The organism is Sphingobium salicis subsp. salicis (genome assembly GCF_049472635.1).
GTDB classification, from domain to species: Bacteria; Pseudomonadota; Alphaproteobacteria; order Sphingomonadales; family Sphingomonadaceae; genus Sphingobium; species Sphingobium yanoikuyae_A.
Genome location: NZ_JAYRCS010000001.1, coordinates 1,840,793 through 1,867,003, shown reverse-complemented (window position 1 = coordinate 1,867,003; position 26,211 = coordinate 1,840,793). Strand labels below are relative to the sequence as shown.

The window sequence follows — 26,211 nt, the reverse complement described above, 5'->3', positions numbered from 1 at the left end:
AAGGCGCCATGCCCGTCCTCATCACATCCGGCATCGTCTGCGCGCTGCGTGCCCATGGCGAACATGGCGCGGTCGCGCGGCTGCTGACGCCCGATCATGGGCTGGTCGCGGGCTATGTGCGCGGCGGGCGGTCGCGGGGTCTGCGCCCGGTGCTGCTGCCGGGCAATGCGGTGAAGGCCGAGTTCCACGCCCGTACCGAGGATCAACTGGCCAGCCTGACGGTCGAACTGGAGCATAGCCGCGCGCCCTTGCTGGGCGAGCCATTGCCGGCGGCAGCGATCGACTGGGCCTGCGCGCTGACGGCGGCGGCCCTGCCGGAGGGAACGCCCTATCCGACGCTTTACGAAGCGCTGAACGGCGTGCTTGGCGCAGTCGAGGCGGCGCCGGCGGCACGCGGCTGGGCGGCGGCTTTGGTCCGCTACGAATTGCTGTTGCTGGCGGAGCTGGGTTTCGGCCTTGATCTGAGCCGTTGCGCCGCCACCGGGACTGCCGACGACCTGGCCTTTGTCAGCCCGCGCAGCGCGGCGGCGGTCAGTCGGGCCGGGGCGGATGGCTATGAGGCGCGCCTGCTGCCGCTGCCGCCTTTCCTGTTGCAGGGCGGGGCGGGGGACTGGCCGCAGATCATGGATGGATTGCGCCTGACCGGCTTCTTCCTGGAGCGGTCGGTGTTGACCGAAAGGCGGGCCGATGTGCTGGCCGCGCGCGAAAGACTGGTCGATCGGCTGAAAAGAGCGGTTGCGTAACGCGCGCAGTTTTTGCAAGGGCGGGCGCGCCGTTTCCGCATTCTCCGTTCGCCCGCTGGGCAGCGGCGGCCATTTTCTTTCGCGGAACCGTGCCGGCAGAGATTTAGAAAGAGGTTTCCCATGTTGATCGCCCTGTTCCCTGGAGATGGTATCGGCCCCGAGATCGTCGCGCAGGCGAAGCGCGTGCTTGATGCGCTGGCGATCGACGGCCTCACCTATGAAGAGGGTCTGGTCGGCGGTTCGGCCTATAAGGCGGTCGGCCATCCGCTGCCGCCCGAGACGCTGGACATCGCCAAGCGCGCCGACGCCATCCTGTTTGGCGCGGTTGGGGATCCCGACTGCGACTCGCTGGAGCGCCATCTTCGCCCGGAACAGGCGATCCTGGGCCTGCGCAAGGAACTGGGCCTCTTCTCGAACCTGCGCCCGGCCAAGGTCTTCCCCGAACTGGCGCATGAGAGCGCGCTGAAGCCCGAAGTGGCCGGCTCGATTGACCTGCTGATCGTGCGTGAGACCAATGGCGACGTCTATTTCGGCGAGAAGGGCATGCGCACCACCACCGACGGCCTGCGCGAAGGCTATGACATCATGTCCTATAACGAAGCCGAGGTGCGCCGCATCGCCCATGCCGGCTTCCAGGCGGCGCGCGCCCGTCGCGGCAAGCTCTGCTCGGTCGACAAGGCCAATGTGCTGGAGACCAGCCAGCTGTGGCGCGACGTGGTGATCGAGGTGTCGGCCGAATATCCCGATGTCGCCCTGACCCACATGTATGTCGACAATGCCGCGATGCAGCTGGTCCGCAACCCTGGCCAGTTCGACGTCATCGTCACCGGCAACATGTTCGGCGATATCCTGTCGGACCAGGCGAGCATGTGCGTGGGCTCGATCGGCATGCTGGCGTCGGCGACGCTCAACGGAAGCGGCCAGGGCCTTTATGAGCCGATCCATGGCTCCGCGCCCGACATTGCCGGTCAGGGCAAGGCCAATCCGCTGGCGACCATCCTGTCTGCAGCGATGATGCTGCGTTACTCGCTGAACCTGCCCGAGCCGGCCGACCGGATCGAGGCGGCGGTGGCCAAGGCGCTGGCCGACGGCGCCCGTTCGCCGGATCTGGGCGGCACGATGAACACGGTGGAGATGGGCGACGCGGTTCTCGCTGCGCTTTAATTCCGCTTCGGTTCGTCGCATTTGCATGACGCGAACGTAAAGTTTCTTCGTTTCCGGTCGATATGAGCGGTGAATGGGGACGCAAATGCCGACTGAACTGATTGAAGACCATCATGTCCTGCGGGGCATGATGCGGGATTTTGCCAGCATGATGGACGATGACGTCCGCGACATGGCGATCCTGACCCGCTGGCGCATCCGCTTCGCCCAGCTGTTTCGCGACCATATGGGGCGTGAGGACATGCTGGCGCGGGGCTTGCGCCAGGGGCCGCTGGCGATGGAAGCCGAGCCGGTCGTGCATCAGCATGGCCGTACCATGGTGGCGCTGTTCCTGCGCTACAGCGACCATATCAAGCAATGGACCCCGGCCCAGATCGCGGCCGACTGGGGCAATTACAAGCGGGCGACGCTAGCGCTGCAGGATTCCCTCTACGACCATATGGAGTGGGAAGAGGCGCATCTGCATCCGCTGATCGAGGGCAGGGTGCGCAGGGCCGCCTAGACCTTGATCGCTTCAGGCTGAATCTGCCTGAAGCGTGAATCAAGGTCTAGCATCCAAGAATAGAGCCTGATTCACGCTATCGGTGGAAGCGCAAGGCGCTTCCGCCTCAAACGATCAGGCTCTAGGGGGCCAATTCGCGCATATCGGTCCTGTCGGCTCTTCCACGCGCCAGCTAGGCAGCGGCATGGACGACTTTTCCCTGCCCAGCCTTCGTGCCGCCGCCGCCATGGTTCATGACCAGGTGCCGCCGACCCCGCAATATGCCTGGCCGCTGCTGGCCGGGCGGATCGGCGTCGAAACCTGGGTCAAGCATGAGAACCACACGCCGACCGGCGCCTTCAAGGTGCGCGGCGCCATCACCTATATCGACTGGCTGCGCCGCACCCACCCCGCGGTGACGGGCATCATCACCGCGACCCGCGGCAATCATGGCCAGGCGCAGGTGCGCGCGGCCCGCGCCGCCGGTCTGCAGGCGACGATCGTTGTCCCCCATGGCAATGCGCTGGAGAAGAATGCCGCGATGCGCGCATTCGGTGCCACCCTGATTGAGCATGGCCATGATTTCGACAGCGCCAAGGCGGAGGCGGTGCGCCTGGCCGCCGAGCAGGGGCTGTTCATGGTCCCGGCCTATCATGCGCAACTGGTGCGCGGCGTCGCCAGCTATGGGCTGGAATTGTTCGATGCGGTACCGGACCTCGACACCGTCTATGTTCCCGTCGGTTGCGGATCGGGCCTGTGCGCCACGATTGCGGCAAGGGATGCGCTGGGCCTAAAGACCAAGGTCGTCGGCGTCGTTTCCGCCCATGTCGATGCGGCCAAGCGCTCGTTCGAGGCAGGGCAATTGCTCACCAGCCCGACCGCCTATACCTTTGCCGATGGCGTCGCCGTCTGCACCCCGGTTCAGGCCGCGCTCGACTATTTCGGGCCGCGCGCCGACCGTTTCGTCGGCGTCACCGATGACGAGGTGGCGGACGCCATCCGCATCTACTGGCAGGACACCCATAATCTGGCCGAGGGCGCCGGTGCGGTGGCGCTGGCCGCGCTGATCCAGGAAAAGGAGCAGATGCGCGGCAAGAAGGTTGCGGTTATCCTCTCGGGCGGTAATGGCGACATGAGCCAGATGGCACAGATATTGGGCGGCGAAACGCCGCGCGTCACGACGGATATGCGGAAGGCGATATGAAGCGGAAGAGCGGGCAGAACCCTGAGATCACCAAGAACTGGAAGCCGGCGACGCTGGCCATCCGGGGCGGCACCGCACGCACCGAATATGGCGAGACGTCCGAGGCCTTGTTCCTGTCCAGCGGCTATTGCTACGACCGGGCCGAGGATGCCGCCGCGCGCTTCGCCGGCGAACAGCAGGGCATGACCTATAGCCGGCTGCAGAACCCGACCGTCGAGATGCTGGAGCAGCGCATCGCCCTGCTGGAAGGCGCCGAAGCCTGTCGCGCCACCGCGACCGGCATGGCGGCGATGACCGCTGCCCTGCTGTGCCAGCTGTCGGCCGGCGACCATGTCGTCGCGGCCAAGGCGGCCTTTGGCTCCTGCCGCTGGCTGGTCGACACGCTGCTGCCCAAGTTCGGAATCGCCACGACGACGATCGACGGCAGCGACGTTGCGGCCTGGGAAGCGGCGGCCCAACCCAATACCAAGGTCTTCTTCTTCGAGACGCCGGCCAACCCGACCATGGACGTGGTCGACATCGCCGCCGTCTGCGCGATCGCCAAGGCACGCGGCATCACCACTGTCGTCGACAATGCCTTCGCCTCGCCCGCATTGCAGCGGCCGATGGAGTTCGGCGCCGATGTCGTCGCCTATAGCGCGACCAAGATGATGGACGGGCAGGGCCGCGTGCTGGCCGGCGCCATCTGCGGCAGCCGCGACTGGATCGACAATGTGCTGCTGCCCTTCCACCGCAACACCGGCCCGACGCTGAGTGCGTTCAACGCCTGGGTCGTGTTGAAGGGGCTGGAGACGCTGGACCTGCGCATTCGCCGCCAGAGTGAGAATGCGCTCAAGGTTGCGCAATTCCTCGAAACCCGCCTGCCCAAGGTCAATTATCCGGGGCTGGAGAGCCACCCGCAGCATGCGCTGGCGATGCGGCAGATGGAAGCGGCCGGGCCGATCTTTTCTATCTACACCGGTGGTGGCCGGGCCGAGGCGCATGGCCTGCTCAACGCGCTGGAACTGGTCGACATCAGCAACAATATCGGCGACTCGCGCTCGCTGATGACCCATCCGGCATCCACCACCCATTTCGGCATGGCCGAAGAGGCGCGACTGGAAGTCGGCATCACCGAGGATATGCTGCGCCTGAACGTCGGCCTGGAAGATCCGGACGATGTGATCGCGGACTTCGACCAGGCGCTCAAGACGATAGGGCGTTGACGGAACCGGGCAGGGAGGCGCATGCGGGAGACATGAACGCATTGTTCCCCCTGCACGCGACGACGCGGGACATCATCGTCCATGTCGCCGTGACTTTCCTGCCCGAACAGTCGGAGCCGGACCGGGGGCGCTGGTTCTGGGCCTATCATATCCGGATTGAAAATCAGGGCGAACAGCCGGTGCAACTGCTGAGCCGTCACTGGATCATCACCGATGGGCGGGGCATTCAGCAGGAATTGGAGGGTGAAGGCGTGATCGGGGAACAGCCGGTGGTGCAACCGGGCAAAAGCTATGACTATGTGTCGGGCTGCCCGCTCAACACGGCGACGGGGTCGATGCGCGGCGCCTATACGATGATCGGTTCCGATGGCGAGACGTTCGAGGTAACCATTCCCCATTTCGCGCTGATCGCGCCGGCGGTGGCCGAATGAAGCGGACCCATTTGCCGCTCAACGGCCTGCGCGTGCTGGATGCGGCGGCGCGTCACCTGTCCTTCACCCGCGCGGCCGACGAACTGGCGGTGACGCCGGCGGCGGTCGGCCAGCAGATCCGCGCGCTGGAGGATATGCTGGGCGTGGTGCTGTTTCGCCGCACGCCCAAGGGGTTGGAACTGACGCCCGAGACCGAAGCGGGCCTTGAAGCGCTGCGTGCCGGTTTCCTGGAGTTCGAGGAAGCAGTGCGGGCGATGCAGGCTGGCCAGTCCAGTTCGTCGCTGACGATCGCGGCGCCGCGCGACATCACCGCCAAATGGCTGCAGCCGCGCCTGGCCGCCTATGCCGCGAGCCAGCCCGGCCTGACCTTCTCATTGGTCGCCGCCGACGAGGCGCTGGACTTTACCGAGGCCAATCTGGACCTAGCGCTGCGCCTGACCGATGGCGCGGGCGAGCATGAGGGGATCAAGATCGGCGAAACCGCCTTCGTCACCGTGGAGGCGGCGGCGGGCGGGCCGGAGCAGCGGATCGAGTGGCCCGGCTGCCCCTCGGGCGACCTGCCTGCCGCAATCCGGGTGGCGGATGCGGGCCTGGCGATCGAGGCGGCGGCGAACGGCTTTGGCCGGGCGAGCGTGCCGCTGCTGCTGGCACAGGCGGATATCGAGAATGGACGGGTGCGCAAGGTGGGCGATGCCCTGCCGACGATGCTCAGCTACTGGCTGATCGCGCCGTTGCCGCAATGGCGCCAGAAGAAGGTCAAGGCGCTGATCGAGGCGCTCACGGCCTGATCCGGCGCGGCCGGGAAAATAGGATTTCGTGCGCTTAACTTCGCATATTTCCTGCACATTTTGACATTAAATGTCCAGCTGGTGATGGATTGTTGCGCACTCCGTTCATGTCCCATCGGGCATGTATAGAGGATCGGGGGCGTGTAGGACAGGCGTCGGGCCGGGGGATCAGTCGGCGAGCAGGTTGAGCGCGCGCGTCATCAGCATGACGAAGCGGCCTTCGTCGACGCGGGCGACCGGATCGTTCCAGGCGCCGCTGACCGCATAGAATTGGCCGTCCTGCGCCTGCACCAGGAAGTTCATGGCAATGACGCCGGGTTCGCTGCCGCCCTTATAGCCGAAATAGCGCCAGCGTTTCGCGTTGGCGGGGGCGATGCCCGGATTGACCGCCATGATCGACAGGGCGTCGCCACCGTTGCGGCGCAGCCAGTCGAGCTGGGCGATTTCCTCCTGCGGGCTGGCGAACCATTCGAGCGTGTCGATCGCCACCGGATTTTCCGACACGGTGCCGACATCGACATGGGCGGCGGTCAGCCGGGCGGCGGCATCCCGCAACAGGGCGCGGCGATCGGCGATGGTCCCGGCCTCATAGCGACGGCGCAGATCGGCATTGCCGGGCATCTTCAGGGCAAAGGCCTCTGCCGTGGTCAGCATCGGCAAGCTGCGGGGATCGGCGATGCCGAAGCGCTGGCGCATGGCGTCGACCTTGTCGCGGCCCAGGGCCAGCAGCAACGTGTCCGACGCGCTATTGTCGCTTTCGGCGATCATTGCGGTCGCCACGCTGTGCAGCGTCATCGGCGCGTGATCGGGCCATGCCATCAGCCGGCCGGAAAAGCTTTTCGGGCCGAGCGGGATGACATCGCTCCAGCGCCGCTCGCCGGCCTGCACCGCACGCGCCAATTCGGCCAGCACGGTCAGCTTGAAGGAGGAGCCGGTGGCCATCGGCTGGTCGGGATGGTGCGACTGGAGTAGGACGGGAGCGGCATCGGTCAGTCGGGCGATGGCGAAGCTGCTGCGACCGGGCAGGGCGGCGATGTCGCGCAGCACCGCCGCCATGCTGTCATCGGCCTGGCGGCTGCCGATGATGCGCAGACCGACGACGCGGTTGGGCGGATCGGGGGCGATCACCAGCGTGATGGCGACGATTGCCCGTTCGTAGCGGACCTCCATCTGCCCGGCCGTTGCGCTCTGCTGGGTGAGCGCGCCAAGCGCGACCGGGCGGCCATGCTCGCGGCGCAGGTCGGCGGCGAGTGCGCGCCAGCGATCGACCGGGATCGCGTCGAGGAAGACGGGGGAGAAAAAGTCGGCTTCGTCGCCCGGACCGGCGAGGATGCTCACCAGTTGCGTGGCGCGCGCGCGAAAGGCGGGGCTGGGATCAGCCATGGCACGGGCCGGCAGCAGCGCCAGTCCGATGAGGACGAGCGCAGCCGCCAGCAGCCTCATGCGTCAATCGCTTCCTCATCGACCGCTGCCGCATTTTCCTGGATGAAGGCGAAGCGATGGGCCGGGTTGGTGCCCATCAGCCGCTCGACCAGATCGCGGACCTGCTGCCGATCCTCGATATCGTCGGGCAGGGTGATGCGGATCAGGCTGCGGGTCTTGGGGTCCATGGTGGTCTCGCGCAACTGCATCGGGTTCATTTCGCCCAGCCCCTTGAAGCGGCTGGTCTCGACCTTCTTGCCCTTGAACTCCTTGGCCAGCATCGCCTCGCGCTGGGCATCGTCCATCGCATAGAGGCTCTTGCCGCCGGCGGTCAGACGGTAGAGCGGCGGCTGGGCCAGATAGAGATGGCCGCGCCGCACCAGCTCGGGCATTTCCTGGAAGAAGAAGGTCATCAGCAGGGTGGCGATATGGGCGCCGTCGACATCGGCGTCGGTCATGATGACGATGCGTTCGTAGCGCAGATTGTCGGGGTTGCAATCCTTGCGTGTGCCACAGCCCAGCGCCAGGATCATATCGGCAATTTCCTGGTTTGCCAATATCTTGGCGGTGTTTGCTGAGGCAACGTTGAGGATCTTGCCGCGCAGGGGGAGGATCGCCTGCGTCTTGCGGTCGCGGGCCTGTTTGGCCGATCCGCCGGCCGAGTCGCCTTCGACCAGAAAGATTTCAGCACCTTCCGGGTCATCGTTCGAACAATCTGTGAGCTTACCGGGCAGGCGCAGCTTGCGCGCGCTGGTGGCGGTCTTGCGCTTGACCTCCTTTTCCTGCTTGCGCTTCAGCCGCTCGTCCATGCGGTCGATGACATAGGCGAGCAGCGCCTTGCCCCGGTCCATATGGTCGGTCAGGAAATGGTCGAAATGGTCGCGCACGGCATTTTCGACTAGGCGCGCGGCGTCCGGGCTGGTCAGGCGATCCTTGGTCTGGCTCTGGAACTGGGGATCGCGGATGAAGACCGACAGCATGATTTCCGATGACGTCATGATGTCATCGGCGGTGATGTCCTTCGCCTTCTTCTGCCCCACCAGTTCGCCAAAGGCGCGGATACCCTTCACCAGTGCGGCGCGCAGGCCGTTTTCATGGGTGCCGCCATCGGGCGTGGGGATGGTGTTGCAATACCAGCTATAGCTGCCGTCGGACCAGAGCGGCCAGGCGACCGCCCATTCGACCCGGCCGGCTTCGCCCGGAAAATCCTGATTGCCCGAGAAGAATTGGGTGGTGGCGCATTCGCGGTCGCCCAGTTGCTCCTTCAGATGGTCGGCCAGGCCGCCGGGAAACTGGAACACCGCTTCGGGCGGGGTGTCGTCACCGATCAGTTCGGGCGCGCATTTCCAGCGTATCTCGACCCCGGCGAACAGATAGGCCTTGGACCGGGCGAGGCGATAGAGCTTGGCCGGCTTGAATTTCTGCTCGCCGAAAATCTCGCTGTCGGGGATGAAGCTGACCGCGGTGCCGCGCCGGTTGGGGGCGGCGCCGACCTTTTCCAGGCCGCTGGTGGGCAGGCCCTGGCTGAAGCTCTGACGGAACAGTTCCTTGTTGCGTGCGACCTCGATCACCGTCTTGATCGACAGGGCGTTGACGACGCTGATGCCCACGCCATGCAGGCCGCCCGAGGTTGCATAGGCCTTGCCTTCGAACTTGCCGCCCGAATGGAGCGTGGTGAGGATGACTTCCAGCGCCGACTTGCCGGGGAATTTGGGGTGGTCGTCGACCGGGATGCCGCGACCATTGTCGGTGATGGTCAGCTTGTTGCCCGGTTCCAGGCTGATCTCGATCCGCGTGGCGTGACCGGCGACGGCTTCGTCCATGCTGTTGTCGAGCACTTCGGAAGCGAGATGATGGAAGGCGCGCTCGTCGATGCCGCCAATATACATGCCCGGACGGCGCCGGACCGGCTCCAGCCCTTCGAGCACTTCGATGGTGGAGGCGTCATAGCCCGGCGAGGTGGTGGACTGGGCGGAGGCGAACAGGTCTTCGGACATTCCGCCAAGCTATAGGCAGCCGGGCGTCGGGTGCAAGCGCTGCGCGCACGCGATCGCCAGCAATCAATTGTTACAAGGCGCTTTGCAACAAATTGGTCGACAGAGCCGTTGCCTCCATCAGGGTATATTCCCAAGGTCAGGCTGGAGAAATTCATGACATTCAAGCATTTTGCGCCGATGGGCGCCACGCTGGCGCTCGCCCTGGCGACGCCCGCAATGGCGCAGGACGACAGCGGCAAGGTCGACTGGACCGGCCCCTATGTCGGCGGTTCCTTCGGCTATAACTGGTCGAAGGGCGATGGCGGCGAGCATCTGCGCTTCGACACCGACGGAGACGGCAATTATGATAATGTCGTCACCACGGCGGCCGGGGCCAATGCCTTTTCGCCCGGCACCTGCGGCGGTTCGGCACGGGGGGCGACGCCGGCCAGCGGCTGCAACGGCGACAAGGATGCGATCGGCTGGATGGGGCATGTCGGTTATGACCGCCAGTTCGGGAATATCGTCGCGGGCATCGTCGGCGAAGCGGGCAAGGCCTATGTCAGCGACAGCGTGACCGAATATTCGACTACGCCAGCCAGCTATACCATGACCCGGCGGATCGGCTGGAACGCCAATCTGCGCGCGCGGTTGGGCTACACTACCGATGGCGGGTTCATGCCCTATATCACCGGCGGTCTGGCCTATGCCAAGGTGAAGAACCATTTCGACACCACCAATACCGCCAACAGCTTCACCGAATATGATCGCAAGGAAGATGCCTGGGGCTACACCATGGGCGGCGGTGTCGAAGCCAAGGTCGCGCAGAATTTCTCGATCGGCGCGCGCTATCTGTGGACCCGTTACAACACGGGCGACTATCGCGTCGATGTGGGGCAGGGCAGCGCGCCCGCGACGAATCCCTTCATCATCACGCCATCCGGCGGCACCAGCATCAATCGTGGCGACAAGTTCGACAATCAGAGCCTGATGGCGACCGCCAGCTTCCGCTTCTGATCCGCCGCAATGAAGGGGCCGGGACGATGTTCCGGCTCTTTCCTCTTGTGATCTTTACCTGATCCCGCGCTCGACATAGCTTCCCGCCGACAAGATATGGCGGGAGGTCGAGAATATGGCGGCAGGTTTCAACCCCGATGCGGCGACCGCCGCCTATCTGGCGACGCTGTCGCCGGCCCAGCATGAACGGGCGGTCGCCTATACCCAGGGCGGACATTGGCTGCTGCTGTGGGGCATGCTGGTGACGCTGGTCGCTATGGCGCTGATCTGGCGCAGCGGTCTGCTGGTGCGGCTCGGTCGGCGGGTGCATGTGCGGCGCCCCAATCTGGCGGTGTTCCTGTCCGCCTTGCTCTTCTTCCTGCTCGACTGGCTGATCGAACTGCCCTGGTCCATCTATGCCAATTGGGGACGCGAGCGCAGCTATGGGCTGACCAGCCAGGGTTTCGGCGGCTGGCTGGGCGAGGACATATTGTCGAGTGCGATCAGCATCCCGCTGCTGGCGCTGCTGGCGGTCGCCATCTATGCGCTGATGCGCCGCACGCCGCGCTGGTGGTGGGCCTGGTCGGGGTTGGTGGTCGTGCTGGGCATCATCCTGATGGTCGTCATCGCACCGGTGGCGATCGAACCGCTGTTCAACAAATATACCCCCGCGCCAGCCGGGCCGGCCCGCGATGCGGTGGTCGAACTGGCGCATCGTGCCGGCGTGCCGGGCGACAAAATCTATATCTATGACGGGTCGAAGCAGTCGGAACGCTATACCGCCAATGTCTCCGGCCTGTTCGGCACGGCGCGGGTGGCAATGAGCGATGTGATGTTCAAGCGCGGCGCCGACCTGGCCGAGGTGCGCGGCGTGGTGGGCCATGAAATGGGCCATTATGCCGAACATCATGTGCTGTGGCTGGCCGGCGGCATGAGCCTGCTGGCGATGCTGCTCTTCTTCCTGGTTGACCGGCTCTATCCGGTGGCGGCGCGCTGGTTCGGCGCGGGCAGTGCGATCAGCGATCCGGCGCATATGCCGGTCGCCTGGGCGGTGGCGGCAGTGGTCGGGATATTCCTGGTGCCGCTGATGAACAGCATCAGCCGCTATGACGAGAATGCCGCCGACCGTTTCTCGCTCAAGGTCGCGCATGAGCCCGATGGCCTGGCCAAGGCGTTGGTCAAGACGATCGAATATCGCGCCTCATCGCCCTCGCGGTTGGAGGAAATCCTGTTCTACGACCATCCCAGCGTCGAACGGCGCATTCATGCGGCGATGGTCTGGAAGGCGGAAAATCCGCAACTGGTCGGCAAATAGGGGCAAAAGAAAAGGCCGCCCGGTGGGGCGGCCTTCCTTGTCTGGTTTGGCTCAGCGAACCCGCGGGCCGCCGAAGGGCAGCGGCGGGGGCGGGCGGCGCGTGCCGCGCGGCAGCTGCGCCTGATAGGCGCGGCCGCAATGTTCCACGCAATAAGGGAAGCCGGGGTTCACCGCTTCGCCGCAGAAATGGAAGTCCGGCTCGCCCGGATGGCCCATCGGCCACTTGCAGATCCGCTCGGTCAGATCGAGCAGGCTCGTCTTGCCGGCAATTTCGGCGCTCGGCTTGGCGGGCACCAGACGGCGCGGCGGCGCCGGCGGGATCGGTGCCTGCTGGTCACCGGGGCCCTGGCGCAGGAAGCCGCCGGGGCCGACCGACACGATGCGCGGCTGCGGCGCGGCAGGCGCGTCGCTGGGGGCAGCGGCAGCAGCCGGTGCGGCAGGCGCAGCCGGTGCGGCGACCGGGGCCGGACGCGGCGGCGGCGGCGGGGCGGCCACGGGCGCGGCAGCGCGGGGCGCTTCGGCTTCCGGGGCAGGGGCTGCCGGCTTGCGGGCGGGCGCGGCCTTCTTGGGCGCCTCGTTGGCCTTCACCGGGGACGGGCGCGACTGCAGGCCAAGGCGATGCGCCTTGCCGATTACCGCGTTACGGCTGACGCCGCCCAGTTCGTCCGCGATCTGGCTCGCGGTCAGGCCCTTTTCCCACATCGCCTTGAGCTGGTCGATACGTTCGTCGGTCCAGGACAATGAAAACTCCTCACAATCTGTGCTATGCGCCCTATATGGGGCATGCAGGCGCGACTTCCAACCGCGCAGAACGCCCTTGCGGCATAACGGACCAGCCGATAGTCGATCCCATCATGAACGACCAGCCCAAAATTGCAGCCGCCCATCCCGCACCTGTTCCCTTCCATGAACCGGGGGAGTTGGTGATCCGCAACGTCAACTGGGCCGGCATGCGCGCGCTCTACCGCAAGGAAGTGCGGCGCTTCATGAAGGTGCAGCTCCAGACGATCTGGGCGCCGGCCGTTACCACGCTGATGTTCCTGGTGATTTTCACCATCGCGCTGGGCGGGGCGAACCGCCAGGTGCTGGGCGTGCCCTTTGCCGATTTCATCGCGCCGGGCCTGATGATGATGGGCATGATGAACAATGCCTTTGCCAACAGCAGCTTCTCGCTGCTGGCGGGCAAGATGCAGGGGACGCTGATCGACTATCTGATGCCGCCGCTGTCGGTGGGTGAATTGCTGTTGGCGCTGGTCGGCGCGGCGGTGACGCGCGCGGTGGCGGTCGGTCTGGCGCTGTGGGGGGCGATGGCGCTGTGGCCCGGCGTGCATGTGACGCCGACGCATCTGTGGGCGGTGATCTGGTTCGGCCTGATGGGCGCCAGCCTGACCGCCTTCATCGGCGTGATGACGTCGATCTGGGCGGAAAAATTCGATCATGCCGCCGCGATCACCAATTTCGTGATCGGGCCGATGACCCTGTTGTCGGGCACCTTCTATTCGATCGACCGCCTGTCGCCGCTCTTCCGGGCGATCAGCCACGCCAACCCCTTCTTCTACGCCATTTCCGGTTTCCGCTATGGCTTCGTCGCGGCGGCGGACGGCAATGTGCTGGTTGGCAGCGTCGTGCTGCTGGCGCTCAATGCCGGGCTGGCGGTGCTCTGCTATGTGCTGCTGCGCAAGGGCTGGAAGCTCAAGGCCTGACGGCGTCAGGTGAGCGCGGCGAAGATCGGCACGGCCAGCATCGCGCCGAGGATCAGCATGGCGGCCAGCAGCCAGTGGCGCAGTCGGGGGAGGGCGCTGACGCCCTCCTCTTCCCATGGCCACATCAGGCGGCGCTGCCCTTTCCGCCCACGCGGGTGACGGTGAAGCCGGCGGCTTCCGCTTCCGCGACCGGATAGATGTTGCGTAGGTCGACCAGCACCGGTGCGCTCATCGAACCGGCCAGGCGCTTGAGATCCAGCGCGCGGAAGGCGTCCCATTCGGTCACCAGCACCAGCGCGTCGGCGCCGGAAGCGGCCTCATAGGCCGAACCGGCCATGGTGACGCCGGGCATCATCGGCGCGGCCACGTCCATGCCCTCGGGATCATAGGCGACGACCTTCGCGCCGGCATCCTCCAGCGCCTGCACGATCGCCAGGCTGGGCGCGTCGCGCATGTCGTCGGTGTTGGGCTTGAAGGTGACGCCCAGCAAGGCGACGGTCTTGCCGCGCGCTTCACCGCCCAGCGCCTTCACGATCTTGCGGCCCATGGCGCGCTTGCGCAGGTCGTTCACCTGCACCACGGTTTCGACGATGCGGATCGGCGCGTCATAATCCTGCCCGGTCTTGACCAGGGCCAGCGTATCCTTGGGGAAGCAGGAGCCGCCATAGCCCGGACCGGCATGCAGGAACTTGCTGCCGATCCGCTTGTCGAGGCCGATGCCGCGCGACACGTCTTGCACTTCGGCGCCGACCGCCTCGCACAGGTCCGCCATCTCGTTGATGAAGGTGATCTTGGTCGCCAGGAAGGCGTTGGCGGCATATTTGATCAGTTCGGCCGTGCGACGGCCGGTGAACATCAGCGGCGCCTGGTTCAGGTTCAGCGGGCGATAGACCTGGCTCATCACCGAAATGGCGCGTTCCGATCCGGTGGTGCCCACGACGACGCGGTCGGGGCGCTTGAAATCGCCGATCGCCGCGCCTTCGCGCAGGAATTCGGGGTTCGACACGACCTGGATGTCGAGGTCCGGGCGCAGTTCGCGCGCGATCCGCTCGACCTCGTCGCCGGTGCCGACCGGCACGGTCGACTTGGTGACGATGACCGCCGGGCCATCGAGGGATTCGACGATTTCCTTGGCGGCGGCATAGACATAGCTGAGGTCGGCATGGCCATCGCCCCGCCGCGAGGGCGTGCCGACGGCGATGAAGATCGCGTCGGCGCCCTTCACGCCTTCGGGCAGGTCGGTGGTGAAGGTCAGGCGACCGGCGGCGGCGTTGGTGCCGACCAGCTGGTCAAGGCCGGGTTCGTAGATCGGCATCGTGCCGGCCTCGATCGCGGCGATCTTGCCCGCATCCTTGTCGACGCAGACGACATCATGGCCGAAATCCGCAAAGCAGGCCCCGGAGACGAGGCCGACATAGCCGGTGCCGATCATGGTGATTTTCATGAGTTGGTGGAACTCCAAACGGGAAGTGATTGGTTTGAGGCTCTAGCATAGTCATAACGCAATACAATTCGCGCCTTTGCGTAATTACCATGCTACCGTTTAGCGGCTGGTTACCCTTTTTTGCCAGGGAAGGCGCATCCGAACGAAAGGGCACAGAGTGAAAGTAGCGCTGGTATTTGGGACACGGCCGGAAGCGATCAAGCTGTTTCCGGTGATCCATGCGCTCAAGGCGCGTGCCGATATCGACACCCGCGTGATCGTGACGGCGCAGCATCGTGGCCTGCTGGATCAGGTGCTGGAGATTGCCGGCATCGTGCCCGACATCGATCTGGACGTCATGACGCCCAACCAGACGCTGGACGGGCTGACCGCCAAGCTGATCGTCGCGCTGGGCGAGGCGTTCGACGCGGAAAAGCCGGACCGGGTGGTGGTGCATGGCGACACGTTGACGACGATGGTGGCGAGCCTGGCGGCCTATTATCGCAAGATCCCGGTCGCCCATGTCGAGGCGGGCCTGCGCAGCGGCGACATCCATCATCCCTGGCCCGAGGAGGTTAATCGCCGCGTCGTCGCCTGTATCGCCGACATGAATTTCGCGCCGACCCAGGCGGCGGCCGACGCACTGCTGCGGGAAAATCGCGATGCGGCCGGCATTCATGTCACGGGGAATACCGTGATCGACGCGCTGCTGGCGACGGTCGATCGGGTCCATGGCGAACCAGCGCTGGCCAGCGGCCTTGATGATCTGGCCACGCGCTTCGCCGGCAAGCGGATCGTTGCCGTCACCAGCCACCGTCGCGAGAATTTCGGCGGCGGGATGGAGGCGATCGCCCGTTCCATCGCGGACATTGCCGCGCGGCCCGATGTCGCGGTGATCTTCCCCGTCCATCCCAATCCCAATGTCCGTCCGGTCATGGATGCGATGCTGGGCGACCTGCCCAATGTCGCGATGATCGAACCGCTCGACTATCCCCATTTCGTCCGCCTGCTCGACCTGTGCCATCTGGTGCTCACCGACAGCGGCGGCGTGCAGGAAGAGGCGCCCTCGCTTGGCAAGCCGGTGCTGGTGATGCGCGAGACCACCGAACGGCCCGAAGGGGTGCAGGCCGGCACGGCGAAGCTGGTCGGCGCGGACCGGGACCGGATCGTGCGCGAGGTGCTGGCGCTGCTCGATGATGATGTCGCCTATCAGGCGATGGCCCGTGCCCATAACCCGTTCGGCGACGGCAAGGCGGCCGAGCGGATTGCCGATATCATTGCAGGAAAGGCCGGCGCGGCGCATCTTGCCGCCTGACATTACCGGAATCTTCAACATTTCCGGGCAATGTCGCTCCGAAACTTGGTGAATGAAGGATTATCTCCCCCATGCCCGTCGACAGCAAGCAGAAGGTTTCCGTCATTGGCCTGGGCTATATCGGCCTGCCGACTGCGGCGCTGATCGCGCGCGGCGGGGCGCAGGTCGTCGGTGTCGATGTCAGCGCCCATGTGGTCGAGACGGTCAATTCGGGCCGGGTCCATATCGAGGAAGTCGATCTGGACGGCCTGGTGCAGGGCGTGGTGGCACGCGGCAATCTGCGTGCGTCGCTCAGCGTCGAGGCCAGCGACGTCTTCATCATCGCCGTGCCGACCCCGGTGGCCGAAGACCGCGCGCCCGACATCTCCTATGTGTTGCAGGCGGCGCGGACCGTCGCACCGGTGCTGAAGAACGGCGATACGGTGATCCTGGAATCCACCTCGCCGGTCGGCACGACCGAGGCGATGCGCGACCTGATCGCCGAGCTGCGCCCCGACCTCAAGATGCCGGCGCCGGGCGTGGCGGGCGACATCGCTATCGCCTATTGCCCCGAGCGGGTGCTGCCCGGCCGCATCCTGGTCGAGCTGATCGACAATGATCGCTGCATCGGCGGCATCACGCCGCGCTGCGCGCGCAAGGCGCTGGGCTTCTATCGCCAGTTCGTGCGCGGCGCCTGCATCACCACCACGGCGCGGGCGGCCGAGATGGTGAAGCTGGTGGAAAACAGCTTCCGCGACGTCAACATCGCCTTCGCCAATGAATTGTCGGTGATCGCCGACCGTATGGACATCGACGTGTGGGAGGTGATCCGCCTGGCCAACCGCCATCCGCGCGTCAACATATTGCAGCCGGGGCCGGGCGTTGGCGGTCATTGCATCGCCGTCGATCCCTGGTTCATCGTCCATGGCGACCCGGAAAATGCCCGCATCATCCGCACGGCGCGCGAAGTGAATGACGGCAAGACCGACTATGTCGTGGCCAAATCGTCGGACATGATCGACGCCTTTGCCGGCGAGGATGTCGCCTGCCTCGGCCTCGCCTTCAAGCCGAACATCGACGATTTCCGCGAAAGCCCGGCGGTCAAGGTCGCCAGCCGGCTCGCCCGCCGCTACGGCAAGCGGGTCAAGCTCGTCGAACCCTATGCCCAGGATCTGCCGATGGAGTTCGCCGGCACCGGTGCCGAACTGATCGATCTCGATACGGCTCTGGAACAATGCGGCGTGTTCATCATTCTTGTCGATCATGACATGTTCAAATCCGTTCCCGTCGACGAACGTGCCGGCAAGGCCGTCTATGATACGCGCGGCATCTGGCCCGACCAGCCGCGCCGTCAGCCCGAGCCGGCTGCGCAGCGCATCGCGGTCTGATCGTCGGCCGGGCGGTTCGTCCTGCCCCCCGCGCGGTTGCCATGACGGTGCCGCGTCGCTAACCCCCGAGCCGAGCGGCCCTTTTGCGGGCCGCACCCGGTTCGCAATGGGGTGTTGATGCGCATGAAGCGCCAGATTTTGGGGCACTATGGCAAGGGCATGAAGGGCGGCGCCGTCGCGGCAGCGGCGATGCTGCTCGCCGGCTGCTCGACTGTTGAGGATGCCCCGCGCGGCGAGGCCGCCTATGCGCTGATGCCCGCGCCTGCCGCGGTGGGCCGCGACTATGTCATCAGTCCCGACGATGTGCTGCGTATCCAGGTCTATCATGAGCCCGACCTGTCGCTGGAGGATGCGCGGGTCAGCGCGGCCGGCATGGTCCGCATGCCGCTGGTCGGCGATGTGTCGATCGGCGGGCTGACCGCCGGCGAGGCGTCGGACGTGATCGCCGGTAGGCTTGGCGAGCGCTATCTGGTGTCGCCGCAGGTCACGGTGTTCGTGAAGCAGGCGGTCGGCCGCCGCATCACCGTCGATGGCGAGGTGCGCGAGCCCGGCCTGTTTCCGATCGAAGGCCGGATCGGCCTCATCCAGGCGGTGGCGCTGGCCCATGGCCCAACCCGGCTGGCGAGCCTGGGGCAGGTGGTGGTGGTCCGCACCGTCGAGGGGCAGCGCCAGGCCGCGACTTTCGACCTGGGTGCCATCCGCAAGGGCGAAGCGCCCGATCCTGAAATATTGCCCGGCGATCTGGTGATCGTCGGCCTGTCGCGCGCCAAGGCTATCCTTGGCGGCGCGCTGATCGCCATTCCTGCCGTCGCGACCGGCTTCATCGCCATAGACGGAGGCAATTGATGGTGTCCCGGATCATCGAACTGGAACAGCGTCAGGCCGGGGAGGAGGATCGCACCACCCGCTTTGTCGAGAGTGCGCGCGGCACATGGACCGTGGTGCGGCGGCACAGGGTGATCCTGTTCGTCACCATGGCGCACTGCGTGCTGGCGGGCGTCATCTATATCCTGCTGTCGACGCCGGACTATCGCGCGACCGCCTCGGTCGAGGTGGAGGATGTGCCGGCGGGGGCCGCCGGCGCCGGCGCGATGCAGAAGCCGGTCAGCGCGGCCGACACGGAAAGCATGATGCAGACCGAACTGGAAGTGCTGCGCAGCCGGGCATTGGCCGAGGATGTCGCGCGCGATCTGGCGCTGGTCGGCAGCCCGGTCTTCTTCCAGGGCATGGATGCGCGCCGCCCGGCACAGGGGCAGGGCAGCCTGACCCAGCGCCAGGTCGAGCATGAGCAGGTCATCAAGCTGCTGCGCGACAATCTGCAGGTCGAACTGCCGGGCAAGTCGCGGGTGCTGCGCATCAGCTTCGTCAGCGCCGATCCGGCCTTGTCGGCGCGGGTGGCGAACAGCTATGCCGACAGCCTGATCCGGGCGGACCTGAAGCGCGGCTTTGAGTCCGGCGTGCAGGCGCGTCGTTTCCTGCTGGGTGAGCTGGATGGCGCGCGCAAGGATCTGGAACGGGCCGAGCGGGATCTGGCGGTCTATGCCTCGCGCACCGGCGCTGTGCCGGCCGAGGCGGCCACGGACGAGGACAAGAAGAGCGACGGCAAGGATGCAAAGCCCGATGCCGCACCGGTGCCGGAAGGATCGACCGCGGCCCGTCTGGCACAGCTCAACGCCTTCCGCGCGCAGGCGGTCGCGGACCGTATCGCCGCGCAGAAGCGCTGGGAAAGCGCCAAGGCCGCGAGCGCCGAGACGCTGCCCGAGGTGCTGGGTAACGGCGCCATGCAGCAGTTGATGGCGGAGCGGGCGCAGGCGCGGGCGGCGCTGGTCGAGGAACGGCAGTTCCGCAAGGATGCGCACCCCGAAATGCGCGAAGCGCGGGCGCGGCTGGCGGCGCTTGACGACCAGGCCGAGAGCATGGCGAACACGATCCGCGCGTCGCTGCGCCAGGAATATGAGGTGGCGGCGCATGGCGAGAAGCAGATTGCCTCGGAAATCGCCGCGCTGGAAGGTGATGCGCGGGTCGAGCGCGGCCGCGACATGCAGATGAGCATGATGAGCCGGTCGGTCGAAACCTATCGCCTGCTGCATGACAGCCTGTTGCAGCGCTATCGCGACATGGCATCGCAGGCGGGTTTCCAGGCGGGCCGCATCCAGCCGCTCGACCGGGCGGCGGTGCCGACCACGCCCTTTGCCCCCCATGCCGGCCAGATCATGCTGGTCGCGCTGCTCGGCGGCATGCTGCTGGGCCTGCTGCTGATCGCGGCGCGGCACATGTTCGACGATGCGGTGACGTCGGCCGATACGCTGGCGGAGCGTGTCGACCTGCCGCTGCTGGGCGCAGTGCCGACCACCGGCGACCAGCCGAGCGCGCCCGACATCTTCGCGCCGATCGCGGCGTCGCTGCAACTGGCATCGGTTGCCGGCCTGCCGCGCTCCATCCTGGTTACCAGCGCGCAGGAGGAGGAAGGCAAGTCGCTGACCGTCAACGCGCTGGCCCGCGCGTTGGCGCGGCTGGACAAGAAGGTGCTGGTGATCGACGCCGACATGCGCCGGCCGGTGCAGCACAGCCTGTTCCGGGTGACCGCGACGCGCGGCATCAGCGAGGTGCTGACCGGGCAGGGCAAGGCCGAGGATCTGATCCTCGACAGCGGTGTCGCGGGCGTGTCGCTGCTACCCTGTGGCGCGGTGCCGCCCAATCCGGCGGAACTGCTCTCCACCCCGGCGCTCGATGCGCTGCTGGGCGCGGTGCGCGACCGCTATGACACGGTGCTGATCGACGCGCCGCCGATCCTGGGCATGTCCGACGCGCAACTGCTCGCCGCCAAGGTGCAGGTCACGCTGCTGGTGGTCGAATGGGGCCGCAACCATCATGGCGGCCTGCGGGTCGCGGTGGAACGACTGCGCCGGGCTGGCGGCTCGATCGTCGGCGCGGTGCTGACCAAGGCGCATGGCCGGGCCTATGATTATGACTATCACCGGGGCGGCTAGAACCTGATCGTTTAGCGCGTCTTGGCGGGCGCGCACGCAACCTTGTGGAGGCTGTAGCTGGCGAAGGGCTTTTCGGCATTTGCCTCGTCCCGCGCGACGATGCTCCATGTCAGTTGCGCGCCTGTGATGCGCCAACGGTTGACGAAGGTCGCGTCGGGATAGGCATAGTCGATGTCGAAGCCATCGGGCTGGCTTTCGCCTTCGCCAAGGGCCGTGAAGGCGCCGCCGAAACTGTCGGCCCAGAAACCGATGATCGGATGGGATTTTGCGGTGCCGCCGAAGATCAGATGCGCAGCATAGCGATCCTTGGGATCGGCCAGGGCGCTACTTTCCACATCGAGTGCGAGCATGGCGTCGAGCGTGATGGGCTGACTGCGGATGGACACGCTGACCGGCTTGCCCATCACGCTGCCTTCGCCTTCCCAGCAGCCACTTAGCGCAAGGACCGCTTCGGGAACCGCGATCGTGCCGGGTTCGGCAGCTTGAGCGGCCGTCGGCAATAGCAGCAAGGCCATCAGCTGCACGCGCGATTTGCTGATCATCGATCCCCCTTGGTCATTGTCCATCCCGTGTAGAACAAAGGGGGAATGATGCAAGTCAGGACCGATGCCGGCATCGCCGCAGCCGGACGTAAAAAAAAAAGCCCGCCGCGCTGATGCGTGGCGGGCTTTTTTGTGATCTCGATCCGGAGGATCAGGCGCGGGCGAGCAGGCCCTCGACCAGGCCGGCGAACAGGCGCTGGCCGTCGGTGTTGCCATGGGCCTGTTCGATCACGCGTTCGGGGTGGGGCATCATGCCCAGCACATTGCCGGCTTCGTTGAGGACGCCGGCGATGTTGTGGGCCGAACCGTTGATGTTCAGGGCGTAGCGCAGCGCGACGCGGCCTTCGCCTTCCAGCCGATCGAGCGTGGCGTCGTCGGCGAAATAATTGCCGTCATGATGGGCGACCGGGAAGCTGATCGCTTCGCCGGCGGCATAGCGGCTGGTGAAGGCGCTCTGGGCGTTCTCGACGGTCAGGGCGACGTCGCGGCAGACGAAATGACCGCCGGCGTTGCGCAGCAGGGCGCCGGGCAGCAGACCGCTTTCGGTCAGCACCTGGAAGCCGTTGCAGATGCCCAGGACGAAGGCGCCACGGTCAGCGGCGCGGGCGACAGCCTGCATCACCGGCGAGCGGGCGGCCATAGCGCCGGAGCGCAGATAGTCGCCATAGGAAAAGCCGCCGGGCACGCCGATCAGGTCGATGTCGTCGGGCAGTTCGGTATCGCGATGCCACACCATGGTGGGCTTGGAACCGGTCGCAGCCTCGAACGCCACCGCCAGGTCGCGGTCGCAATTGCTGCCCGGAAAGACGATGACGGCGCTCTTCATGGCTCAGGCCACCTTTTCGATGCGATAATTTTCGATGACCGTGTTGGCCAGCAGCTTGCGGCACATGGCGTCGATATCCTCGTCGCTGGTGCCATCGGCCAGGTCCAGCTCGATGAGCTTGCCGGCGCGCACGTCGTTGACGCCGCCAAAGCCCAGGCCTTCGAGCGCGTGATGGATCGCACGGCCCTGCGGATCGAGGACGCCGCCCTTGAGAGTGACGAAGATGCGGGCTTTCATGAGGTGCAAACTCCTTGGCATGCCGCCCGCCGATGCGGGGGGATGAACTTTGCCGCTCCCCCTAGGCGCGGCGCGGCGCGCAGGCAAGAGATTATGACTTTCTTAGGAAGCTGAGGATAATCTGATCGCCGAGTTTTTTACAGGGATATGGGGCATGTCCGGTCTGGCACTGGCAATGTTTGTGGGACTTTTTGCCTGGGGGCAGCAGATTGTGGGCTATGATGACCCGCATGGGCGGGTTCAACTGGCGCTGTTCGCGACCTTCTGCTTTGGCCTTCTGGTGGGCTATCGCGCCAAGTCCGCCTGAGGATCAGGGGCGATAGCGGCTGGGCGAGACTCCCAGCGCCCGCTTGAACATGGTCGAGAAATTGGCCGGCCCGTCATAGCCCAGGTCCAGAGCGATCGTCGTGATCGGTTCGCCCGCCGCCAGCCGGGGCAGAGCGGCCGACAGGCAGGCCTGTTGCCGCCATTGCGCGAAGCTCATCCCCGTTTCTCGCCGGAACAACCGGGTGAAGCGACGCCGGTTCATCGCCAGCGCGTCGGCCCATTGGTCGATCGTCACATGCGCCTGTGGCTGTTCGACAAAGGCGTGGCAGCGCGCCGCAAGCGCGGCATGGCGCGGGAAGGGCACGGCCAGCGGGATCAGCGGCGCCCGCTCGATCTCCGCCACCAGCAACCGCATGACCAGGCCATCGCGCGCCGCTTCGGCATATTCGACCGGAACATGGGCGGCCTCCACCAATAGCTGGCGCAGCAGTGGTGACACGCCGAGCACCCGGCAGGACCGGGCCAGGCCGGGATAGACGGCCTGATCGACCAGCACGCTGCGCGTCTGCACCGCGCCGACCATCCGCACAGCATGGGGCGTGCCGCCCGGAATCCAGACGGCCCGTTCGGGTGGGGCGACCCAGGCGCCCTGCGGCGTGCTGACCGCGACCACGCCGGACGCGGCATAAAGCAATTGCCCGCGGCGATGCTGATGCTCGGCCAGTTCGAAGGAGGGCGGATAATCATTGCCGATGCCGACCACCGGCCGGGGCACATGCTCATGATCGTCCGGGTGCCGCTGGTCCATGATTGTCCCGATCGCAAAAGAGATTGGCCCATATGCGGAAGCGGGACGAGAAGGGAAGCGCTAATCGGTCCGGCCTCAGAAAGGAACGGACAATGAAAGAGATAAGGATAGAAAAGGCAGGCGCACAATTGGCAGCGGGCGGCACGGCATTTGGCGTGATCGTGGCGATCAGCTTCTGCCATCTGCTCAACGACATGATGCAGTCGCTGCTTCCCGCCATCTATCCGGGTCTCAAGAGCGAGCTACATCTGAGCTTCGGCCAGATCGGCATGGTGACCCTGGTCTATCAGATTACCGCGTCGATCCTGCAGCCGATGATCGGCCTCTATGCTGACAAGCGGCCGACGCCGATGGCACTGCCGGGTGGCACGCTCTTCTCGCTGGCGGGCCTGACCGTGCTGTCGATCGCGCACAGCTACGGCCTCGTGCTGGTCGGCGCGGCGCTGCTGGGCGTCGGTTCATCGGTCTTCCACCCCGAATCCTCGCGGGTGGCGCGGATGGCAGCCGGCGGTCGCCATGGTTTGGCCCAGTCGTTGTTCCAGGTCGGTGGCAATGCGGGGCAGGCGCTGGGGCCGCTGGCGGCGGCGCTGGTCGTGGTGCGCTGGGGCCAGTCGAGCCTGGCCTTCTTTGCGCTGCTGGCGCTGCTGTCGGGCGCGGTGTTGTGGAATGTCGCCAACTGGTATCGCCATCATGGCCTCAGTCGGCTGCAGGTCGGGGGCGCTGGCGCGCTGCATATCGAACTGCCACGCGGGCAGGCGGCGCGGGGCATCGCCATCCTGCTGGCGCTGATCTTCTCCAAATATGTCTATCTCGCCAGCCTGACGAGTTATTACACCTTCTACCTGATCCAGCGGTTCGACCTGTCGGTGCAGAATGCGCAACTCCATCTGTTCGCCTTCCTGGCGGCGGTGGCAGTGGGTACGGTCGCGGGCGGGCCGCTGGGCGACCGGTTCGGGCGCAAATATGTGATCTGGTTCTCGATCCTGGGGGCGCTGCCCTTCACCCTGGCGCTGCCCTATGCCGGGCTGTTCTGGAGCGGGCCGCTGACCGTCATCATCGGCCTGATCCTTGCCTCCGCCTTTCCCGCGATCGTCGTGTTCGCGCAGGAACTGGTGCCCGGCAAGGTCGGCATGATCTCCGGCCTGTTCTTCGGCTTCTCCTTCGGCATGGGCGGTCTGGGCGCGGCCGGGCTGGGCTGGTTGGCCGACCATAGCAGCATCGAGATGGTGTTCCGGGTCTGTGCCTTCCTGCCGGCGATCGGCCTGCTCACCGCCTTCCTGCCCAATCTGGGACGCGAACGGAACTGAATGTCACGGGCGGGGCGGCTCAGGTCGCCCCGCTTATTCTCTTTGCCGGCAACTGCTTATAAGGCTGGGGCATGAGTCCCGACCTTCTCTATCTCGCCTGTGCCATCATCGCCGTCATCATATCGGGGCTCGCCAAGGGCGGATTTGCCGGTGTCGGGGCGCTGGCGATGCCGATCATGGCGCTGGGAGTCGATCCGGTGCGCGGCGCGGCGATCCTGCTGCCGATCCTGATCCTGCAGGACGCGGTCAGCGTCTGGGCGTTCCGCCGTAGCTGGGACGGGCATATCCTGGCGGTGATGCTGCCCGGCATGGCAATCGGCGTGGCGCTGGGCTACTGGTTCGCGGCGCAGGTCTCCGAAACCGCGGTGCTGGGCGCGCTCGGCGCCATTTCCACCTTGTTCGGGTTGCAGCGGCTCTGGGTCGAGCGGGGCGGGGCGATCGTCCTGCCGTCCAGTTCGCCGGGTTGGGTCGGCACCCTGTTCGGTATCGCCAGCGGCTTCACCAGCCAGATCGCCCATGCCGGATCACCGCCCTTCCAGATGTGGGTGCTGCCCAAGAAGCTGCCGCGCGACATGCTGGTCGGCACCACGGCTGTCGCCTTCGCTGTCATGAACTGGATGAAGGTGCCGGCCTATGCCGCGCTCGGCCAGTTCACTCATGCCAATCTGATGGCGACGGCGCTGCTGGTGCCGGTGGCGGTGGTCTCGACCTTCGCCGGCGTCTGGCTGGTCCGGCGGGTGGATGCTGCGCGCTTCTACACGCTCATCTATGTGCTGATGGTGCTGCTGGGGCTCAAGCTGATGGCGGATGCCATCCTCGCCTAAGAGCTGAAAGAAAAAGGCCGGCGTTGCGGCCGGCCTTTTCGTAGATCAGTCCTTCTCGCGCTTCTTGCGATGCGTGTCGAGGTCGAGGACGGTGGTGTCCAACCCTTCGGGCAGCAGGCCCAGGCGGCGCGCCACTTCCTGATAGGCTTCGACTTCGCCGCCGAGGTCGCGACGGAAGCGATCCTTGTCCAGCTTCTCGTTGGTCGCCATGTCCCACAGGCGGCAACCATCGGGGCTGATCTCGTCGGCCAGGATGATGCGGCTGTAGTCGCCGTCATAGAGGCGGCCGAATTCCAGCTTGAAGTCGATCAGGCGAATGCCGATGCCGGCGAACAGGCCGCACATGAAGTCGTTGATGCGGATCGCCATGTCGGCGATGTCGTGCATCTCTTCCTGCGTGGCCCAGCCGAAGCAGGCGATATGCTCCTCGGAGATCAGCGGGTCGCCCAGCGCATCATCCTTGTAGCAATATTCGATCAGCGTGCGGGGCAGCTGGGTGCCTTCCTCGATGCCGAGCTTCTTCGACAGCGAACCGGCGGCGACGTTGCGCACCACGACCTCGATCGGCACGATCTCGACCTGGCGGACGAGCTGTTCGCGCATGTTGAGGCGGCGGATGAAGTGGGTCGGTACGCCGATCTGGCCGAGCAGGGTGAAGATATGCTCGGAGATACGGTTGTTGAGCACGCCCTTGCCCGAAATCGTGCCCTTCTTCTGGGCATTGAAGGCGGTCGCATCATCCTTGAAATATTGGATGATCGTGCCGGGCTCGGGGCCTTCGTAAAGGATCTTTGCCTTGCCTTCGTAGATCTGGCGGCGACGGGCCATGCGCGTTCCTGTCTTTTTCTTACAAAAGATTTTGCCCCGGCAAACGCGA

At 65.8% G+C, this 26,211-nt stretch carries 26 protein-coding genes; 17 read left to right on the top strand and 9 right to left on the bottom strand.

The window, feature by feature from the left end; genetic code table 11:
* Positions 1-8 precede the first annotated feature (8 nt).
* The 7 genes from recO to VHN57_RS08955 all read left to right on the top strand — a co-directional run bounded on the left by recO (position 9) and on the right by VHN57_RS08955 (position 6,016).
* The gene (recO, locus tag VHN57_RS08985) at positions 9-743 is read left to right on the top strand and encodes a DNA repair protein RecO (RefSeq protein ID WP_423283642.1); all 735 of its coding nucleotides are present in this window, start codon (positions 9-11) and stop codon (positions 741-743) included.
* 120 nt (positions 744-863) lie between these two features.
* Positions 864-1,907 (top strand): 3-isopropylmalate dehydrogenase, encoded by a 1,044-nt coding sequence (gene leuB / locus VHN57_RS08980; RefSeq protein WP_423283640.1) that lies wholly within the window; start codon positions 864-866, stop codon positions 1,905-1,907.
* 85 nt (positions 1,908-1,992) lie between these two features.
* Positions 1,993-2,409 carry a hypothetical protein gene (locus VHN57_RS08975; protein ID WP_278988369.1) on the top strand — a complete coding sequence of 139 codons (417 nt, stop codon included), beginning with the start codon at positions 1,993-1,995 and terminating at the stop codon, positions 2,407-2,409.
* Between the two features lie 184 nt (positions 2,410-2,593).
* Positions 2,594-3,592 (top strand): threonine dehydratase, encoded by a 999-nt coding sequence (locus VHN57_RS08970; protein WP_423283638.1) that lies wholly within the window; start codon positions 2,594-2,596, stop codon positions 3,590-3,592.
* Positions 3,589-4,797, top strand: a complete 1,209-nt coding sequence (locus tag VHN57_RS08965; RefSeq protein WP_037519625.1) for a trans-sulfuration enzyme family protein — start codon at positions 3,589-3,591, stop codon at positions 4,795-4,797. Before VHN57_RS08970 ends, VHN57_RS08965 begins: the two co-directional genes overlap by 4 nt.
* A 32-nt stretch (positions 4,798-4,829) precedes the next feature.
* A complete protein-coding gene (apaG, locus tag VHN57_RS08960; protein ID WP_004207375.1) occupies positions 4,830-5,228 on the top strand; it encodes a Co2+/Mg2+ efflux protein ApaG in 399 nt (132 codons plus the stop codon).
* Complete coding sequence (locus VHN57_RS08955; RefSeq protein ID WP_423283636.1) at positions 5,225-6,016, top strand: LysR family transcriptional regulator; 792 nt, start codon at positions 5,225-5,227, stop codon at positions 6,014-6,016. The genes apaG and VHN57_RS08955 overlap by 4 nt, the downstream gene beginning before the upstream one ends.
* 168 nt (positions 6,017-6,184) lie before the next feature.
* Here VHN57_RS08955 and VHN57_RS08950 read toward each other — a convergent pair whose 3' ends face one another.
* Both VHN57_RS08950 and parE read right to left on the bottom strand, forming a co-directional pair.
* Positions 6,185-7,459, bottom strand: a complete 1,275-nt coding sequence (locus VHN57_RS08950) for a serine hydrolase (protein ID WP_423283634.1) — start codon at positions 7,457-7,459, stop codon at positions 6,185-6,187.
* Entirely contained in the window at positions 7,456-9,435 is a 1,980-nt protein-coding gene (parE, locus tag VHN57_RS08945; protein WP_278988525.1) for a DNA topoisomerase IV subunit B, read from the bottom strand. Before parE ends, VHN57_RS08950 begins: the two co-directional genes overlap by 4 nt.
* A 153-nt stretch (positions 9,436-9,588) precedes the next feature.
* On the opposite strand from parE, the gene VHN57_RS08940 reads away from it, so the two are divergent.
* Both VHN57_RS08940 and VHN57_RS08935 read left to right on the top strand, forming a co-directional pair.
* Entirely contained in the window at positions 9,589-10,431 is an 843-nt protein-coding gene (locus tag VHN57_RS08940; RefSeq protein ID WP_423283631.1) for an outer membrane protein, read from the top strand.
* A 115-nt stretch (positions 10,432-10,546) separates the two neighbouring features.
* A complete protein-coding gene (locus tag VHN57_RS08935; protein ID WP_278987538.1) occupies positions 10,547-11,725 on the top strand; it encodes a M48 family metalloprotease in 1,179 nt (392 codons plus the stop codon).
* A 51-nt stretch (positions 11,726-11,776) separates the two neighbouring features.
* Here the strand turns inward: VHN57_RS08935 and VHN57_RS08930 are convergent, their stop codons facing one another.
* Entirely contained in the window at positions 11,777-12,466 is a 690-nt protein-coding gene (locus VHN57_RS08930; RefSeq protein WP_037519632.1) for a GcrA family cell cycle regulator, read from the bottom strand.
* Positions 12,467-12,579: 113 nt separating this feature from the next.
* Here VHN57_RS08930 and VHN57_RS08925 point away from each other — a divergent pair, with 113 nt between their 5' ends.
* Positions 12,580-13,428 carry an ABC transporter permease gene (locus VHN57_RS08925; RefSeq protein ID WP_010337736.1) on the top strand — a complete coding sequence of 283 codons (849 nt, stop codon included), beginning with the start codon at positions 12,580-12,582 and terminating at the stop codon, positions 13,426-13,428.
* Between the two features lie 124 nt (positions 13,429-13,552).
* Here VHN57_RS08925 and VHN57_RS08920 read toward each other — a convergent pair whose 3' ends face one another.
* A complete protein-coding gene (locus tag VHN57_RS08920) occupies positions 13,553-14,872 on the bottom strand; it encodes a UDP-glucose dehydrogenase family protein (protein ID WP_017499497.1) in 1,320 nt (439 codons plus the stop codon).
* 157 nt (positions 14,873-15,029) lie between these two features.
* On the opposite strand from VHN57_RS08920, the gene wecB reads away from it, so the two are divergent.
* From wecB to VHN57_RS08900, 4 genes are all read left to right on the top strand, one after another.
* Positions 15,030-16,166 (top strand): non-hydrolyzing UDP-N-acetylglucosamine 2-epimerase, encoded by a 1,137-nt coding sequence (gene wecB / locus VHN57_RS08915; RefSeq protein WP_278987540.1) that lies wholly within the window; start codon positions 15,030-15,032, stop codon positions 16,164-16,166.
* A gap of 71 nt (positions 16,167-16,237) precedes the next feature.
* A complete protein-coding gene (gene wecC, locus VHN57_RS08910; protein ID WP_069338254.1) occupies positions 16,238-17,533 on the top strand; it encodes a UDP-N-acetyl-D-mannosamine dehydrogenase in 1,296 nt (431 codons plus the stop codon).
* A gap of 117 nt (positions 17,534-17,650) precedes the next feature.
* Complete coding sequence (locus VHN57_RS08905; protein WP_010337739.1) at positions 17,651-18,379, top strand: polysaccharide biosynthesis/export family protein; 729 nt, start codon at positions 17,651-17,653, stop codon at positions 18,377-18,379.
* Positions 18,379-20,523, top strand: a complete 2,145-nt coding sequence (locus VHN57_RS08900) for a GumC family protein (RefSeq protein WP_423283627.1) — start codon at positions 18,379-18,381, stop codon at positions 20,521-20,523. The genes VHN57_RS08905 and VHN57_RS08900 overlap by 1 nt, the downstream gene beginning before the upstream one ends.
* An 11-nt stretch (positions 20,524-20,534) precedes the next feature.
* Here the strand turns inward: VHN57_RS08900 and VHN57_RS08895 are convergent, their stop codons facing one another.
* From VHN57_RS08895 to purS, 3 genes are all read right to left on the bottom strand, one after another.
* Positions 20,535-21,065, bottom strand: coding sequence for a hypothetical protein (locus VHN57_RS08895; RefSeq protein ID WP_278985838.1), 531 nt, complete (start codon positions 21,063-21,065; stop codon positions 20,535-20,537).
* A gap of 151 nt (positions 21,066-21,216) precedes the next feature.
* Positions 21,217-21,891 (bottom strand): phosphoribosylformylglycinamidine synthase subunit PurQ, encoded by a 675-nt coding sequence (purQ, locus tag VHN57_RS08890; RefSeq protein WP_069338256.1) that lies wholly within the window; start codon positions 21,889-21,891, stop codon positions 21,217-21,219.
* A 3-nt stretch (positions 21,892-21,894) separates the two neighbouring features.
* Positions 21,895-22,128 carry a phosphoribosylformylglycinamidine synthase subunit PurS gene (gene purS / locus VHN57_RS08885; protein WP_004207358.1) on the bottom strand — a complete coding sequence of 78 codons (234 nt, stop codon included), beginning with the start codon at positions 22,126-22,128 and terminating at the stop codon, positions 21,895-21,897.
* Positions 22,129-22,282: 154 nt separating this feature from the next.
* Here purS and VHN57_RS08880 point away from each other — a divergent pair, with 154 nt between their 5' ends.
* On the top strand, positions 22,283-22,435 hold the full coding sequence (locus VHN57_RS08880; RefSeq protein WP_004207357.1) for a hypothetical protein: 153 nt from the start codon (positions 22,283-22,285) through the stop codon (positions 22,433-22,435).
* Between the two features lie 3 nt (positions 22,436-22,438).
* Here the strand turns inward: VHN57_RS08880 and VHN57_RS08875 are convergent, their stop codons facing one another.
* The gene (locus tag VHN57_RS08875; protein ID WP_010337743.1) at positions 22,439-23,203 is read right to left on the bottom strand and encodes an AraC family transcriptional regulator; all 765 of its coding nucleotides are present in this window, start codon (positions 23,201-23,203) and stop codon (positions 22,439-22,441) included.
* A 92-nt stretch (positions 23,204-23,295) separates the two neighbouring features.
* Here VHN57_RS08875 and VHN57_RS08870 point away from each other — a divergent pair, with 92 nt between their 5' ends.
* Positions 23,296-24,510, top strand: coding sequence for an MFS transporter (locus tag VHN57_RS08870; RefSeq protein WP_169861044.1), 1,215 nt, complete (start codon positions 23,296-23,298; stop codon positions 24,508-24,510).
* Between the two features lie 71 nt (positions 24,511-24,581).
* Positions 24,582-25,334 (top strand): sulfite exporter TauE/SafE family protein, encoded by a 753-nt coding sequence (locus VHN57_RS08865; protein WP_161734003.1) that lies wholly within the window; start codon positions 24,582-24,584, stop codon positions 25,332-25,334.
* A gap of 45 nt (positions 25,335-25,379) precedes the next feature.
* Here the strand turns inward: VHN57_RS08865 and purC are convergent, their stop codons facing one another.
* Positions 25,380-26,162: a phosphoribosylaminoimidazolesuccinocarboxamide synthase gene (gene purC / locus VHN57_RS08860; RefSeq protein WP_004207352.1), complete on the bottom strand. Its 783-nt coding sequence runs from the start codon at positions 26,160-26,162 to the stop codon at positions 25,380-25,382.
* Between the last annotated feature and the right edge of the window lie 49 nt (positions 26,163-26,211).

Coding starts and splice junctions, on each gene's coding strand:
- VHN57_RS08940 (WP_423283631.1), top strand. CDS start 9,589: ATGACATTCAAGCATTTTGCGCCGATGGGCGCCACGCTGGCGCTCGCC.
- VHN57_RS08905 (WP_010337739.1), top strand. CDS start 17,651: ATGCGCATGAAGCGCCAGATTTTGGGGCACTATGGCAAGGGCATGAAG.
- parE (WP_278988525.1), bottom strand. CDS start 9,435: ATGTCCGAAGACCTGTTCGCCTCCGCCCAGTCCACCACCTCGCCGGGC.
- VHN57_RS08925 (WP_010337736.1), top strand. CDS start 12,580: ATGAACGACCAGCCCAAAATTGCAGCCGCCCATCCCGCACCTGTTCCC.
- apaG (WP_004207375.1), top strand. CDS start 4,830: ATGAACGCATTGTTCCCCCTGCACGCGACGACGCGGGACATCATCGTC.
- VHN57_RS08900 (WP_423283627.1), top strand. CDS start 18,379: ATGGTGTCCCGGATCATCGAACTGGAACAGCGTCAGGCCGGGGAGGAG.
- purS (WP_004207358.1), bottom strand. CDS start 22,128: ATGAAAGCCCGCATCTTCGTCACTCTCAAGGGCGGCGTCCTCGATCCG.
- VHN57_RS08895 (WP_278985838.1), bottom strand. CDS start 21,065: ATGATCAGCAAATCGCGCGTGCAGCTGATGGCCTTGCTGCTATTGCCG.
- VHN57_RS08870 (WP_169861044.1), top strand. CDS start 23,296: ATGAAAGAGATAAGGATAGAAAAGGCAGGCGCACAATTGGCAGCGGGC.
- wecC (WP_069338254.1), top strand. CDS start 16,238: ATGCCCGTCGACAGCAAGCAGAAGGTTTCCGTCATTGGCCTGGGCTAT.
- VHN57_RS08865 (WP_161734003.1), top strand. CDS start 24,582: ATGAGTCCCGACCTTCTCTATCTCGCCTGTGCCATCATCGCCGTCATC.
- VHN57_RS08875 (WP_010337743.1), bottom strand. CDS start 23,203: ATGGACCAGCGGCACCCGGACGATCATGAGCATGTGCCCCGGCCGGTG.
- recO (WP_423283642.1), top strand. CDS start 9: ATGCCCGTCCTCATCACATCCGGCATCGTCTGCGCGCTGCGTGCCCAT.
- leuB (WP_423283640.1), top strand. CDS start 864: ATGTTGATCGCCCTGTTCCCTGGAGATGGTATCGGCCCCGAGATCGTC.
- purC (WP_004207352.1), bottom strand. CDS start 26,162: ATGGCCCGTCGCCGCCAGATCTACGAAGGCAAGGCAAAGATCCTTTAC.
- purQ (WP_069338256.1), bottom strand. CDS start 21,891: ATGAAGAGCGCCGTCATCGTCTTTCCGGGCAGCAATTGCGACCGCGAC.
- VHN57_RS08950 (WP_423283634.1), bottom strand. CDS start 7,459: ATGAGGCTGCTGGCGGCTGCGCTCGTCCTCATCGGACTGGCGCTGCTG.
- VHN57_RS08955 (WP_423283636.1), top strand. CDS start 5,225: ATGAAGCGGACCCATTTGCCGCTCAACGGCCTGCGCGTGCTGGATGCG.
- VHN57_RS08935 (WP_278987538.1), top strand. CDS start 10,547: ATGGCGGCAGGTTTCAACCCCGATGCGGCGACCGCCGCCTATCTGGCG.
- VHN57_RS08920 (WP_017499497.1), bottom strand. CDS start 14,872: ATGAAAATCACCATGATCGGCACCGGCTATGTCGGCCTCGTCTCCGGG.
- VHN57_RS08880 (WP_004207357.1), top strand. CDS start 22,283: ATGTCCGGTCTGGCACTGGCAATGTTTGTGGGACTTTTTGCCTGGGGG.
- VHN57_RS08965 (WP_037519625.1), top strand. CDS start 3,589: ATGAAGCGGAAGAGCGGGCAGAACCCTGAGATCACCAAGAACTGGAAG.
- VHN57_RS08975 (WP_278988369.1), top strand. CDS start 1,993: ATGCCGACTGAACTGATTGAAGACCATCATGTCCTGCGGGGCATGATG.
- VHN57_RS08970 (WP_423283638.1), top strand. CDS start 2,594: ATGGACGACTTTTCCCTGCCCAGCCTTCGTGCCGCCGCCGCCATGGTT.